At 41.5% G+C, this 15,866-nt stretch carries 10 protein-coding genes; 8 read left to right on the top strand and 2 right to left on the bottom strand.

Annotated features, from left to right (window positions below):
• Positions 1 to 238 precede the first annotated feature (238 nt).
• Together ACT3QQ_RS10195 and uvrA are read right to left on the bottom strand one after the other, a co-directional pair.
• Entirely contained in the window at positions 239 to 1,570 is a 1,332-nt protein-coding gene (locus ACT3QQ_RS10195) for a hypothetical protein (RefSeq protein WP_444527930.1), read from the bottom strand.
• Between the two features lie 554 nt (positions 1,571 to 2,124).
• The gene (gene uvrA / locus ACT3QQ_RS10190) at positions 2,125 to 5,031 is read right to left on the bottom strand and encodes an excinuclease ABC subunit UvrA (protein ID WP_444527929.1); all 2,907 of its coding nucleotides are present in this window, start codon (positions 5,029 to 5,031) and stop codon (positions 2,125 to 2,127) included.
• Between the two features lie 679 nt (positions 5,032 to 5,710).
• On the opposite strand from uvrA, the gene ACT3QQ_RS10185 reads away from it, so the two are divergent.
• From ACT3QQ_RS10185 to ACT3QQ_RS10150, 8 genes are all read left to right on the top strand, one after another.
• On the top strand, positions 5,711 to 7,075 hold the full coding sequence (locus ACT3QQ_RS10185; protein WP_444527928.1) for an MFS transporter: 1,365 nt from the start codon (positions 5,711 to 5,713) through the stop codon (positions 7,073 to 7,075).
• Between the two features lie 141 nt (positions 7,076 to 7,216).
• A complete protein-coding gene (locus ACT3QQ_RS10180; protein ID WP_444527927.1) occupies positions 7,217 to 7,828 on the top strand; it encodes a DUF3833 domain-containing protein in 612 nt (203 codons plus the stop codon).
• A 303-nt stretch (positions 7,829 to 8,131) separates the two neighbouring features.
• Entirely contained in the window at positions 8,132 to 8,752 is a 621-nt protein-coding gene (ssb, locus tag ACT3QQ_RS10175; RefSeq protein ID WP_444527926.1) for a single-stranded DNA-binding protein, read from the top strand.
• 965 nt (positions 8,753 to 9,717) lie between these two features.
• The gene (locus tag ACT3QQ_RS10170; protein ID WP_201548150.1) at positions 9,718 to 10,041 is read left to right on the top strand and encodes an H-NS histone family protein; all 324 of its coding nucleotides are present in this window, start codon (positions 9,718 to 9,720) and stop codon (positions 10,039 to 10,041) included.
• Positions 10,042 to 10,270: 229 nt separating this feature from the next.
• On the top strand, positions 10,271 to 11,098 hold the full coding sequence (gene gspN / locus ACT3QQ_RS10165; RefSeq protein WP_444527925.1) for a type II secretion system protein N: 828 nt from the start codon (positions 10,271 to 10,273) through the stop codon (positions 11,096 to 11,098).
• Entirely contained in the window at positions 11,099 to 12,004 is a 906-nt protein-coding gene (locus tag ACT3QQ_RS10160) for a type II secretion system protein N (RefSeq protein WP_444527924.1), read from the top strand. It begins immediately after the preceding gene.
• A gap of 77 nt (positions 12,005 to 12,081) precedes the next feature.
• Positions 12,082 to 14,328, top strand: a complete 2,247-nt coding sequence (gene gspD / locus ACT3QQ_RS10155) for a type II secretion system secretin GspD (RefSeq protein WP_444527923.1) — start codon at positions 12,082 to 12,084, stop codon at positions 14,326 to 14,328.
• Between the two features lie 514 nt (positions 14,329 to 14,842).
• Positions 14,843 to 15,799 (top strand): TatD family hydrolase, encoded by a 957-nt coding sequence (locus ACT3QQ_RS10150; protein ID WP_444527922.1) that lies wholly within the window; start codon positions 14,843 to 14,845, stop codon positions 15,797 to 15,799.
• Positions 15,800 to 15,866: the final 67 nt, after the last annotated feature.

Below are 15,866 nucleotides of genomic sequence, written 5' to 3'. Positions count from 1 at the left end.
TATAGAGGGTTATGTGGATGAATTGAGTGAGTATTCAGAGGTAAATACTTTTAAATAAACGAATATAGCTATTCAAGAATGCACATTATATATTTTGATAATTATCAATATTTTTTACTAATTAACTATTATGTTGAAATTAAAATAACAAAAAAAGCCACTCCCTAAAGAGCAGCCTTTTAATGAATCCCAATGCATTATTTGTCATCTACCAAAACTAGGCTGATGATCAAGTACTCTATAGCTCAAAGACCAGATACTGTAAGATTCTTTGTTGAGCACTTATCTGAATACTGGTTACCTCAGTTGGGTCTTCCAGACAGGCAATGTAATCTTCAGGATCCAACGTTTCATCAAGTAATAAGCTATAGCAGTAGCTATCGCCGCCTTCTTCATTATGATAAGAGGTGTAGGTCACGCGTCCACTACCATAATTAAAGCCAACGGTTAATGGACGCATAGTGCCATCACTGTCTTGCCCGCTTACATATACATCGACATTTTCACTACTGTTGACGCCGTTCATTCGTGCCCAGCCACTAGCAAACCCGTCGATAGTCACTGTGCCATCAGTATTCAAGCAATCGCCTTGTGTACAGGTGACTTCTTCCAGCCATGATTTGAGTGTCGGCTCGATGTTACTACGGATAGTAATAGAGTCTTCACCTGTCGTAGCGCTGCCATCCTCTTCTGGTTGATTGGTTGGTGTCTCGTCAGAACCGTAATAGTCGATGTACTCTGGGAATGTTTGCTCTACGACATCATATGCCAAATCGCTCACATAGATTCGACCACCACCATCGACATACTCTTTTAGCATCTGTCTCTTATCATCATCCATCAACCAGCTTTCGTCATCTAGACCACAGTTAAAAAACACCACTTCATAATCAAATATATTGGCTTGACCATCGTTATTACTATCTACAAATAAATTGTCCGTGGACTCCCAGATATCAAACTTGGAGTCAATAATATCACCATCTGCTGCATCAACATCTGCAAGACCTAGCTTTGCGAGTATGAGTTCAATACTGTCATATGCTCCTTCGATGACGAGCATTTTAGGAACTTCTGTGAGGACGGTATCTTCTAACTGAGTTATCTCTGTTGTAGATGATCCAGTTCCTGATAGGGTAAGTTCTTGCTCAGCACTAAAAGCCCCTTTTTTGAACTGAACCTGCAACTCATTTGTAGACGTTTCAAGATCTAGACGATAGCTACCATCCGTATCGGTACAGGTACTTGCCAAGCTATTTGCGGGCGCAATGCCGCAGTCAGCATCTGTAGTACTATCCGCTGACTTAACTGTCATAGTCTGTATACTACTAGCGCTGTAGGTGCTCGCTGCAATATGGCTACTAACATTAGCACCTTCTGCTGATGCTACGGCGTATACCAGCGCATTAGCGATTGGCGTTTGACCATCATATGAAAGCAACTTGCCATATACTGTATTTTGATTGGGCTGTGCCGGATCAACCACTTCTCCTGGGTTTTCAGGATTCGTTTGGTTTGATGTTGAGTCGTTATCGTCATTACAACCAACCAATGCCAACGAAGTCATCATAAAAACAGTCATGACTGACAATTTATTTCGCAAAAATACTTTCATACTTTTAGGTTCCATTTGCAGTATTAAGAGGTGATATTAGATATGACATTGTATTTTTAGGCTTATAATCGTTACATTTTAGAAATGTCAAAGTATACAATGAGTAACAAAGTTACAGATAGTAGGCAAAAGTAGACTAGGTGTCAAATGCAGTGTTTGAAGTATGTTAGCTCTTCATACTGTTTTAGCGGATACATCTTAATTCTATTACTGGTTAAAAATAGAACTAAGATAAACTTTTTCAGAAGGTAGGGTGGTTTAATAGCATAATGTGTTCGTTCTGTTGATACATAGAATAGACATGATCATGACTAGGGTGCTGCTTAATATATTAAAAAATAATGACGTTAATCTATTTTTAAATATTATGGGTATTTCTTTAGTCAGTTACTCTGTATTAAGCTTGAGATACACCAACGATATAAAATTTTGCAAAATAAGAATTTGTGATAGCAAAAAAAGGCCACCCTATAAAGAGTGGCCTTTTATCAACGATTAATCGGTTTGTATTAGCTTACGTCCTTCATGCCTTGCTCGAGCATTGGCTTTAAGAACTCACCTGTGTATGAGCCTTTGACTTCTGCGACTTCTTCAGGCGTGCCTTCAGCGATGATCATACCGCCACCTTTACCGCCTTCAGGGCCAAGATCGATCACCCAATCTGCTGTTTTAATGACATCGAGGTTATGCTCGATGACCACGATAGTATTGCCTTTATCGCGTAGGGTATGCAGAATGTGTAGCAGCTTGTAGATATCGTGGAAGTGCAAACCAGTAGTTGGCTCATCCAAGATATAGAGCGTCTGTCCCGTATCGCGCTTAGCAAGCTCACGCGCCAGTTTGACACGTTGCGCTTCACCGCCAGATAGCGTGGGTGCTGACTGACCCAAACGGATATAGCCAAGACCAACATCCATCAACGCTTGCAGGCGGCGATAGATCGCAGGTATCGCTGAGAAGAACTCAGTCGCATCTTCCACAGTCATTTCTAACACTTCGGCGATGCTCTTGCCTTTATAGTGAATCTCTAACGTCTCACGGTTATAGCGCTTGCCCTCACAGGTATCACACGGTACATACATATCCGGTAGGAAATGCATCTCAACTTTGATGAGGCCATCACCTTGGCACATCTCACAGCGTCCGCCTTTTACATTAAAGCTAAAGCGGCCAGGCTTATAACCACGGGCACGTGCTTCTTGCGTTTGAGCAAACATCTCACGTACTGGAGTAAACACGCCAGTATAAGTCGCTGGATTTGAGCGGGGCGTACGACCAATCGGACTTTGATCAATGTCGACCATTTTATCCAAATGCTCAAGACCACTAATACTTTCAAACTTATCGGCGAGCAAGGTTGAGGCGTTATTTAACTGTGTTGCTGCCAATGGCATGAGTGTACGGTTAATCAAGGTAGACTTGCCCGAACCTGATACACCAGTTACACAGGTCATAACGCCTACAGGAATGGTCAGATCTACATCATGCAAGTTGTTGCCTGATGCGCCCTTTAGTTCAATCATCATCGGCGCTTTTTTAGCTTTGGCTTTACCTTTTACTTCCACGTCCATGGTTTTTGCAGTATGACGTATCGCTGGAATCTCGATTTTCTTTTCACCAGACATATACTGTCCAGTCAACGACTCCTTGTTTGCCATGATGTCATCGACTGTACCTTGAGCGATCACATGACCGCCGTGAACGCCTGCGCCAATACCGATATCAATGACATGATCCGCTTGGCGAATGGCATCTTCATCATGCTCAACGACCAGGACGGTATTACCTAAGTCACGCAAGCGGGTGAGGGTTTTTAGCAGACGGTCATTGTCACGTTGATGCAGACCGATAGATGGCTCATCGAGTACATACATCACGCCCATTAAACCTGCACCGATTTGGCTAGCAAGACGAATACGCTGTGCTTCACCGCCTGATAGCGTTTCGGCAGAGCGAGCAAGAGTAAGATAGTCAAGCCCGACACTCACAAGGAAGTTTAAACGCTCATTAATTTCTTTAAAGATCTTTTCGGCGACTTCACCTTTGTGACCGCTAATTTTTAGTGTTTTATAATAGTCCGCCGCATCACCGATAGACAGTTTGACGATTTCAGCAATAGTCTGATCGTCAACACGGACATTGCGCGAGATTTCATTTAGGCGCGCGCCATCACAGACGTTACAAGTCGTATCTGCCAAGTATTTGGCCAGCTCATCACGGACGAGGTTACTTTGCGTCTTAGCATAACGACGCTCTAAGTAAGGCAGCACGCCTTCAAATGGTACGGTCTTGTTCGTTTTGCGACCGCGCTCATCGGTGAAGTTAAAAGTGAGCTTTTCTTTGCCAGAGCCGTGCATGATGATGTCTTGATGCTTTTTACTCAGGTCTTGCCATGGCATATCCATATCGATTTTGAAGTGATTACAGACAGTGCTAAGCAGGCCAAAATAGTAGGCATGACGCTTGTCCCAACCATTAATTGCGCCTTGGTTAAGTGACTTCTCATGATGCGTAATCAATTTTTCTGCGGCAAAGTACTGACGTTTACCAAGACCGTCACAGCTTGGGCACGCACCATATGGATTGTTAAAACTGAACATACGTGGTTCAAGCTCAGGCACGGCACGATCACAGACAGGGCAAGAGTGCTTAGCCGACATGACTTGATTGTCACTGCCGCCTTCTTTTGGGTTACCATCCATAAAGTGTAGCGTAACCAGTCCTTGACCTAAGCGGAGAGCCGTTTCCAAACTTTCAGCGACACGGTTACCTAAGTCATCACGAACTTTAAAGCGATCGACTACCACCTCGATGGTATGTTTTTTCTTTTTATCCAGTGTCGGTAGCTCATCGGTATCATAGACATCACCATCAACGCGCACACGGACAAAACCTTGCCCAATCAGCTGCTCAAGTAAAACGGTATGCTCACCTTTACGCTCACGAATCACTGGTGCTAATATCATCAGCTTAGTATCTTCTGGCAATGCCATGACCTGATCAACCATCTCAGTAACCGACTGTGCGACCATCGGCTCACCGTGCTCAGGGCAATATGGTGTACCAATACGTGCATATAGCAGACGAAGATAGTCATAAATTTCGGTAATTGTACCAACAGTCGAGCGTGGGTTATGGTTGGTTGATTTCTGTTCGATAGCAATTGCAGGAGACAAACCTTCAATACTATCGACTTCAGGTTTTTCCATTTGAGAGAGGAACTGACGAGCGTATGCCGATAAACTCTCGACATAACGACGTTGTCCTTCGGCATATAGCGTATCAAATGCCAATGAAGATTTACCAGAGCCAGATAGGCCAGTGATAACCACGAATTTATCTCGTGGAATGTCTAAATCAATGTTTTTTAAATTATGAGTACGTGCGCCGCGTATTGCGATATGGTCATGTGCCATCGGTTACAGGTTTCCTATTTGCTAAAAGGGGATTGGGAAATATCTCAAGTCAAAAAGTAAATACAGGTCAGTAAAGTAGTTGGTAAAAACGTGAGTTATTCTAAAGTTATGGTGTCGTTATAAAAGGGGCAGTTATAAATCGTGTTGTTATAGATGATTTAAATATTTATAAGGTAAAAGCCGTGCGAGTCTAGTTGTTCGTTTTCTATTATTGTTTGTCTTTGTATTGCTTTTTCTATGACTTTTTTATGGGACTAAGCAAATCTAAATCAAATTAGTGTTAAGTAACAGGCATCGTTTGTTATGGTTTTGACCAAAAATGTCATTTTATAGAAGCCGTTCGTCGCTATATAGATGTGTCGAGCTGGATATTAATTATGCTTACGACGTTTTACTTTATTGTCATAGTGATAGCATTATTCAAGGCATGACTATGCATCTGATGCACTTGGTAACAAAATAATCTCATAATATGAAAGGCTTGGGTTAAGAGTATATACATTGCTGCATCAGTAAGACAAAAGTCTCGGCAACCAAACGACGAATGTCTTATACTAGGGGGCTTGATTTATAGGCTAATACCTTAATAAACCAGCAGTGATGCATCATGGTATAGCGCAAGTGTTAGTCATGAAAGATGGCAATGAGCAACCAGTAATGATCAACCAGTGAGGCAAGTATGAATAGCGTAGAGAAACGAGCAATCCTCGGAGTCGGTGGCATCTTTGCCTTACGTATGATTGGCTTGTTTATGATTGTGCCGGTATTTTCTGTTTATGGTGAAAATTATGCACATGCAACGCCATTTTTAATTGGTTTGGCAGTTGGTATTTATGGATTAGGGCAGGCGATCTTTCAGATACCGATGAGCCTTGCTGCTGATAAATTTCCGCGTAAGCCTATTATATTTTTGGGGTTGATACTGTTTGCTGTAGGCGGCATGATTGCGGCAAATGCGACGGATATATATGAGGTTATTATTGGTCGGGCGCTGGCAGGTAGTGGCGCGGTCTCTGCTGTACTCATGGCACTATTGGCAGATGTAACTCGTGAAGAGATGCGTACCAAAGCGATGGCCACGATGGGCCTAACCATTGCGACCTCCATTATGCTTGCCTTTGCTTTTGGGCCATTATTAGTCGGTTCGCTCGGTATTTCTGGGCTGTTTTGGCTGACCTCAGGATTTGCTGTTTTGGCGATGCTGCTATTAGTGGTCATACCGACGCCTATGCGCGTGCTCAAACACAATCTAGATAATAAAACCATTGGTCAGCAACTGGCGACGGTTCTTAAAATTGGTGATCTTAACCGCTTACATATCGGTATCTTTGCGCTACATCTAACGATGACTGCCATATTTGTGATATTGCCACACCAGCTTAGCGAAGTACTTGGCTTATCAGTGCGTCAGCAAGGACTGGTTTATTTGCCGCTATTATTCATTGGCTTTGCCATTGCGATACCATTTATCATCATCGCCGAAAAGAAACGTAAAATGCGTCAGGTGTTTTTGGGTGCGATTGCTTTGATGACTGCTGCTTTAGCGTTATTAGCACTTGGTAGTCAGGTCGGTGTTGGTATCATATTGGGCTTGCTGCTGTACTTTATGGGCTTTAACTTGCTTGAGGCAACGATTCCTTCGTGGATATCTAAGCGTGCACCAGTCGCCAATAAAGCAACGGCGATGGGTCTTAATTCCTCTAGTCAGTTCTTTGGTGCGTTTGTCGGCGGGGCAATGGGTGGTCTGTTATTAAGTCAGTCTAATTTATTGGCGTGGGGTATATTGGCTATTATTATGGGTGCAGCATTGCTCCTAATTATTCCAATTGCACAGCCACCTTATCTATCGAGCACGACGGTCACTATTCCCAAAGACATTAACATCCAAGACTGGTCACGAAAAATGTTAGCAGTAGATGGCGTTGATGAGCTGGTTGTAATGGCAAAAGAGCAAGTCGCTTATCTAAAGTTAGACAAAACACAGTTGACGGATGATTCACGTCAGCAGCTATCGAGTTTGGCACAAAGCCCGCTAGATATCTAATACGCTATATAATAATTCCAAGCTTGTAGTTTGATATAGAAATAAAGCCAAATAGCAAAAACTGCACAGACATCAATCGTATAAATCGCCAATATCAACAAGTGGAAACTAACTGTTTATCTCTATTTAAAAGGAATTAATATGAGTAAGTTTAAGATATTGTCTGGTAGTTTTATTGAAGTTAGAAAGAAAGCGCATTACTCAATAGCGAAGTTAACAGTAGGTTTGGGTTTATCAGCCATGCTATTAACTTCTGGATGTGCCACGCAGAATATTCAGGCGTATCAGAGCACTACACCGACGCTCGATATGCATGAGTTTTTTTCGGGTCAGATTGATGGCTGGGGCATGTTCCAAGGTCGAAATGGCGAAGTCGAAAAGCGCTTTTATGTCGACATTGATGCGACCCATGAGGGTGATGATGTCATTGTCCTAAATGAGAAATTCTCGTGGGCAGATGGCACCAAATCGCAGCGTATATGGCGACTGACTGAGCAGACAGATGGCAGTTGGAAAGGTGTGGCAGGTGATGTCATTGGCGAGGCAACAGGACAAGTGGTTGGCAATACGCTGCACTGGAATTATTTATTAGAGTTACCTGTTGAGGACAAGACATACAAAGTAACGTTTGATGATTGGATGTATCTTATCGATGAGGATGTCATGCTTAATCGCTCAGTGATGAAAAAGTTTGGTGTAGAGCTAGGTAGCGTGACTTTGAGCATGCATCGTAAGCCTACTGATACTAACTAAAAACGTCTAAATTACTTGATAATAAGTAAGGTGCGATGCAATATCGATAAAGATAAATGGTTTTATTAAGTATCTTAAAATGGCAAAATAGCAGCACTTTTATCTATTAAACCCTATAGGATTGACTGATATACCAAGACAGACTGTCTAGGCGACATATACTGACGTGCGCCATAGGTAGCCTGTAGCTATTTTGATAAAAATTGGTTAAAGTAAAATTATAAAAGTGATAGTGCCAATTAATGCTATCAAATAATGATTAAAACAGTTTGTTAAATTATTCACAAATGAAAGGACGGTATCATGCGCGGAGTCAATAAAGTTATCATCATCGGTAACCTCGGAGCAGATCCTGAGGCACGCCAATTCAGTAATGGCGGTAGCGTAACCAACATTTCGGTTGCAACATCAGAGCAATGGACAGACAAGCAAAGCGGCGAAAAAAGAGAAGCGACAGAGTGGCATCGTATTGCACTTTTCAATCGTCTAGGTGAAATCGCAGCGCAATACCTGCGCAAAGGCAGTAAAGTTTATATCGAAGGTAGTTTACGTACACGTAAATACCAAGACCAAAGTGGGCAAGACCGTTATATTACTGAGATCCGTGCCGAACAAATGCAGATGCTTGATGGCATGAGCGGTGGTCAAGGCGATAATAGCTTTGGTGGTCAAAACCAAGGTCAAAGCGGCGGCTATAACAATCAAGGTGGCCAGAACAACCAAAATAACTTTGGTCAGCAACCAAATAATCAGATGGCACAGCAAGGCGGCTATAACCAACTAGCTGCTCAAGGCGGTCAGAATAATTTCAATAATCAAGCACCTGCTCAGCAGAATCAGTTCAATCAACAAACACAAAAACCTGCACAATCTAAGCCTACAGCAATGCCAGATGGCCCTGTAGATGATGATATTCCTTTCTGAGGAATACATAATTAAGTGTTGAAAAAGCTCTGCAATTGCAGGGCTTTTTTAATGCTTGCTATCTGAAAATATAGTTTAGTTGTTATACTTTTAACTTAGTTGAACTAAGGTTTTATTAAAGACATTTTTTAACGTATTTAGTTTGCTCTTAGTATTCGATCATTATTAAACTTAAGTTTATTTAATAATGATCGAATACTATTGATTTATGGATTAGTTAGTATGATTGATACCTTCTATATCCTATATGGACCGTTTATACCAAAAAATAATGATGATTGGTGATATTTAGTTTTAAAAATTGCTATACTATTTTTATATGACGTATAGTTAATATATATTGATTATCTATAAATAAAATAACTCTCGATAACAATGATTAAAGTTTTACTTCAACTTATGATTAGTTCATAAATCGAAAGCTGTTTAGATAAAATACATTTATATGAAGTAGTAGACTTCTTTAAAAAGCACTCTAATATTGGCATAGTAAGTGACAGAGGTACTGTAGTACTACCTTTAAGGTTAATAGTTGTCCAGAGGGTAGTACAGAAAGTTACTACTATAGTATTTGAGCTTTATACTTAATCTTTATTAGGTATAATTTCGATAAAATTGCTATTGCTTTAATAGTGGATTTTTGTCGAAATATTATTATAAAATTCTTATGATAGTAAAGATACTAAAAATTTGTTTTCTTGCTAAAAACACTCCTAGGCTTATTATATAAATAATGATGACTTATGTGTTTAGATTTACCTTAAACTAAGTTATTTAAAGTAGATACAATAAGCATCTGTTTTTATTTGTAGATGATTGTAAAAGATGTGTTTAGAGAGTAAATACTATTTAGTTATATTTTATACAAAGGTTTAACTGCCAATGAACGATTTGTTCGTGGTATATTTTAACGAAAAATACTACCTCAATAGAGGTCACACTCTTACTTTATAGTTGGATTTATTATGAGCAAAAATAACGCAATTGATTTAGAAAATTTGAATGTAGATGAGTTACGTGCTATCACTGAAAACGCTCAACAACTTATTGCTAAAAAACAACATCAACGTTTATATGATGCCTATATGCAGTTTGAGCAGATTGCCGAAGATAGCAATGCAACGATCGAAGAAATACTGAAAGCTGGTGAAAAGTTAGAGAAAAAACGCAGTATTAAATACCGCAATACTAATGACCATAGTGAAACTTGGACTGGCCGTGGCCGTAAGCCAACATGGTTGGTTGAAGCACTAGCAGCAGGTCGCGACATCGAGGATTTTGCTATTTAATTAGTTATTTTCTTATAGAAGTATTTCCTGTGAGCCAGTTCGAAGTCGCGATTGATAATGGTGTATTTACAACTATTTAGCGATAGATAGAGCTGTTGTTCTGAAAATAAAAGTCAGTATCTTTACTGCCAGTATTTTGGCAAAAAGATACTGGCTTTTTTTCTGTCATCTGTATGCCATTGTTTGTTATGATAATGACGTTTTTGTCTTATATAAGAGTTGTACAACTGTGGCCCAAGTATCTGAGTTTTCTCATAAACGTCCCCGTAAGCTCTGGTGGCTGGTTGGGTTTGTGCTGTTTGCGCTATTTGCTGTTTTGCAAATGCCAGCAGCATGGTTACTTGAGAAATACGCACCTGATACGCCTTATGTACAGCATGTATCTGGCAATGTATGGCAAGGTGCGGCTATTTGGCAGTTGCCTATGTCATCGTCGTCGCTCATAGGGATGGCAGAATGGTCATGGCAGCCATGGCTGCTATTTACAGGTAAGCTAGGTGCGGATGTCAATATCCACTCATCACAGACACGCCTGAATGGTCAAGTTAAGCTTGGGTTAAACTCATGGCAAGTGGACAACATGAGTGGAAAAATTGCACCTGAGACGCTATCGAGCATGGTCAACTGGCAGCTGCCAAACACACCTATTCAAGTAAATAATGTATCACTAACCCGTCATTCTGATACAAGTGACTCATCCAATAGTGAGCCTGCTAAAGATTCTGGCGGATTCAGTGCCGCAGATGGTCAGTTGACTTGGATCGGTGGCGAGGTAGGCTATCCTAGCGGTGATAAAGTTTTTTATATTAAGATGCCCACCCTAAAAGCTGAACTTAGTACAGAGCAAAAAAACAATCAAGATTTGCTGCATATTAACTTACTGAACAATCAAGATAAGCGTTTAGGGGATCTGTATATCGATAGCGATAATATGCTCGATGTCAGTTTGACGCAGCGCTTGCTCGAGAATATGCCTGAGTATAAAGGGCAAGCTCCTCAGGATACACCAGTGGTTAATGTGCGCCAGCCATTGTTATCTGGTTTGGGAGCGAATTAAATGATTAATATTGCCGCAAGCCTAAAACCTATTGTTAATACTCTAAATCGTTTTTCAGGTTGGCTATTATTGTTAGCCATTGCTTGGCTATGTTGGACAGCCGCCCGTCTTTTATGGCTATTACTCGCTGCACCTTTAGCACCTACATTGCCTTTGGCACCTCTACAGAATAATGCCAAATCTACCAATGACTATAGCGGCTTATTCGCAATCTTTGCTGATCCTGATCCGATCACCGCAGCCGTGCAACCACCTGCCAATATTGAACTAAAAGGCGTATTGCTAGCCATACCTAGGAGCATGTCTTCGGCGTTATTGAATGTCAATGGCGAAGTCAAAAATTACCGAGTTGGTGATGAGCTAAGAGAAAGTGATTATACGCTTGTGGCTGTTGACTGGAATTCAGCTATCATCGCTGATGCCAACGATAAAGAGACCGTTATTAAAATGCCAGAAGCGATGCCATTAGACCAAAGTGATATGTTGGCGGGCGGCATCAGTAATCAACGTTTGCCAAATAATAGTATGCTGCCTACAGCGCCCCAGCCAGTACCAAACGCTGTTCCGGAGGCAGAAGGGACAAATGGCTCAAATACTCCAAGTAACCCACAGTCAGTTATCGAAGAAGCGGTTACGGCCTTGCAGGAAAACCCTGCCAGTTATCTCAGTAGGATGGGGGTAATGGCATCAGGTGAGAGCTACCAAGTAACAGCGGCGATGCCTGCTGGACTACGTAATCGTTTAGGGTTAGAGCCAGGTGATAAGGTATTAACCGTTAATGGACAGAGCGTAGGTAACAACCCTGCGCAAGATGCTGGTGTACTTCAGCAAGTACAACAATCAGGTGAAGCACAGATAGAGGTTCAACGTGGTGAGCAAGTTATTACGATTCGCCAGCAGTTTTAGCAAGATGGATTTTTAGTAAAATTACTCCTTAAAAACTCAGCACATAGTAAGCAATATCACTGTAGGTAATCATCAATATGGTAAGTTTTTATAATTTTTCAGTTAAGCCTTTACACCGTAGCCTGCAGCGTCTGATGCGCTTGTGTCGCCCACTTTGTCTAGCAGTACCATTATGGGCTGTTGGTGTTGGTCTTGCCAATGCTGAGAGCTGGAAAGTCAACCTACAAGACGCTGATATAAAAGCCTTTATCAATGAAGTTGCAACCATTACGGAACAAAACTTTGTTCTTGACCCACGTATCAATGGCAATGTCACCGTTATCTCTAATAAGGCATTATCCCGCGATGAGATTTATCAGTTATTTTTGAGCGTGATGCAAGTGAATGGTATTGCTGCGATTGAATCGGGAACGACGACGAAACTGGTGCCAGATAATATTGCTAAACAATCGGGTGTGGCTGTTGATTTACGCGGTGATAGTGTTGGTGAGTCGCTCGCTACTCGGGTTATTTATTTGACCAATACCCAAGCTGCAGAAGTGTTAGGGGTTATTCGTCCATTGATGCCGCAGTCGGCTCACGCAGCCGCTGTACCTGGTGTTAATGCGCTGGTGTTGTCCGATCGAGCAGATAGCCTTAATCAGTTGACAACCCTTATCCGTGATTTAGACAGTAATATAAATGACAGTTTGCAAGTGATACCGCTACGCCACGTCGATGCGGAGCGTATGATGGAGTTAATTAGCGCCTTAGTAGCAAGTGCGGGCAATGGACAAGCACAAGGTGGTAACAATCAACTAAAAGTGATTGCCGATACATCGAGTGATAGGCTGTTGGTCAAAGGCAGTCCTGAAATGATTGCGAAAGTCCAAGAAATGGTCAATCAATTGGATACCACGCCTACCAGACGTCTAAGTGGTCTACGTGTTTTTCGCTTAAAGTATGCTAGTGCCGGCCATATCGCTGATATGTTACGCGGTTTACTTGCGAATCAGTCTATCAATAGTGCAGGCGCAACCTCGACACTAGAGTCAGCTTCGCTAAATGATGCAAGTAGCGTAGGCGCCACAATTAATAATACAGCCAGCAATAGCATCGGTAGTAGCAGTGCGGCCTCCGTATCGACTAGCGGCACAAATGGAACAAGTACAGGGAAAGACGGTCGTCCGTTCAGTATTATCGCTGACGAGACTCAAAACGCCGTTATCGTTAATGCATCGCCTGAGCTGATGTTTGAGATTGAAGATGCGGTCAACCAATTAGACAGTCGCCGCGCACAAGTATTGATTCAAGCCGCTATTGTTGAAGTGTCAGGCGATGATGCAACTCAGCTAGGCGTTCAATGGGCGCTAGGTAATGCCAATAGTGGCTATGGCGTTGTTAACTTCAACAATGTAGGGGCGAGCGCGACGACACTTGCAGCTGCTGCGCTAGCAGGGTCGAGTACGGCAGGTATTAGTGCTGCTGCTAGCTCTATTGCAGGTGCATTGATAGGTATTGGAGACAGTCGCAAAGACAGTCAGGGTAATACAGAGTTTTATGGTGCTATCTTACAGGCGCTTGACACATCTACCAGTGCTAATCTACTGTCCATGCCATCAATTTTGACATTGGATAATGAAAAAGCCAGTATTTTGGTTGGTCAAAACGTACCCTTTGTTACAGGCTCTTTTACCACCAGTGGTAACAACTCAAACAACCCATTCCAGACCATTGATCGTCAAGATATTGGTATTAACCTGAATGTTATTCCTCATATTGGTGACAATGGCACAGTACGTTTAGAGGTATCACAAGAAGTCTCGTCAGTCGTACCAGGCAGTACGGGGAACTCCAGTGGATTGATTACCAATAAAAGCCTTATTAATACGACCATCCTAGCTGATGATCAGCAGACAATAGCTTTAGGTGGATTGATGCGTGATAACACGACCACAGGCCAACAAAAAGTCCCTGGGCTCGGGAACGTTCCAGTTATCGGCAGACTTTTTCGTTCTGATAACGACAGCACCCAAAAGAGCAATTTGATTATCTTTTTACAGCCGACTATCTTACGTGATGGCGGCGCAGTAGCGAGCGTGACTGAACGCAAATTCAATCAGATGCGAGTATTGCAGCTGGTCATCGACAAAAATGGTACGATCAAGCAATTGCCATTAAGCGGCACTGAGGGTTGGAATGAAGATGTCAGTGCAGATTACGAGCTAATGCCGCTTAACCCCCTTGTCCCTAAACGCGATCAAGCGCCAAAATCTACTACGCAAGGTTTTACGAGAGTAGATAGCCCTAACAGCGGTATCACAACCTATCCTCTCAATCGTTAAAACTCTAGCCATATATATAACGGTTAATATGTTTCAATGCGATTAGCTAATGTACGATGTGATATAAGATAATTACATCGTACATTAGCTTGCGTACTCATAACACAGATAAACATAACCACTCTTATATTTAAGTATATTAGTTACTAATATAATAAGTTACGCATTATGTTACTCATTACCGTAAATTAGACACTAAAATGACAGATAATAAAAACACAAAAAAATGGCTTGTATTGAGTGTAGCTGCTACTGCGCTACTACTTATTCCTAGACGTAGTAGTCGAAAGGCTAATACGAAAATAGCTGATAACTATGATGCTGTTTCTAAGAGCAATAGCGTTGAAGCCGATTATAGGGATGAGCTTAGTAAGTAAAAGCTAGTAATCAAAAAATAAAAGCTTAATAATAGAGTAATGGCAATATTTTTATATAACCATGCTTGTATGGGAACAGTTATTTAGCATTTATTACTTAGTTCTATGTTTTAAAGAGATGTTTTTGGAGTCTATTAATGTGTGGCAACGAGTCAGCAACGATTGCTGAAAAAACAGTCGTTAGAGAAATTTTAAAAAATGCTTATCCTCTAATTGATACGCATACGCACTTTGATGCTCCAGTATTTGATAAGGACCGAAGACAGCAGGTAGAGCAAGCCTATAGTCAAGGTATCCGCCACTTGGTGCTAGTAGGTTATTTACACCAGTATTTTGATCGAATGTATGGTACTCAAGATTTTATTAATAAGATGTCGCAATCGTCTGCGATAGAGGCAAATAATCAAGATCAACAATGTATTAAAACGCATATCGCATTAGGCTTACATCCTTTCTATATTGAGCAGCATACTGAAGAACATTTAAAACAACTTGAGCAGATAGTAGTTGAGAGTCGTCCGCTAGCCATCGGTGAAATTGGATTAGATACTTTTACCGATGCAATGAAACAGCCTGATGTATTTGCCAAACAGGAGAAGTTTTTTAAGGCACAATTGGATATGGCAGTGGATAGTGGTCTACCAGTGATGCTACACATTCGTAAAGCGCATGCTGAAGCACTCGCGATCTTGAAAGCGCATGAATATGACGCACATAAACTGGGTGGCATCGCTCACAGCTTCAGCGGTGGTGAACAAGAAGCCAAGGCTTTCGTAAAGTTAGGGTTTAAGCTTGGTGTTACTGGTCAAATTACCAATCCGAATGCTAAAAAACTACGCCGTGCTATTCAAGTAGCAGTCAATAGTCATGGCATCGAATGCTTGGTCATTGAGACGGACTGTCCAGATATGACACCTATTATGTGTCAGACATCGGATGATACCCATGCACACAATAGAAATGTACCAGCCAACCTGCCTTGGGTATTAGCAAGCTTGAGTGAGTTATTAGAGATACCACATGATAAACTGGCTAAGCAATTATGGCAAAATAGTTGTAATGCTCTAAAAGTAAACTGGGCTTATCCAGTATAATCATATTATGTGTAGTAAGAGCACAACTGCAATTAGAAGCAAGAAAGTACGAGCCGAAGAAATAGCA

Origin of the sequence: Psychrobacter sp. AOP7-A1-24, assembly GCF_052376235.1 — a bacterium.
Lineage (GTDB): Bacteria > Pseudomonadota > Gammaproteobacteria > Pseudomonadales > Moraxellaceae > Psychrobacter.
This window is presented reverse-complemented; position numbering and strand designations above follow the sequence as displayed.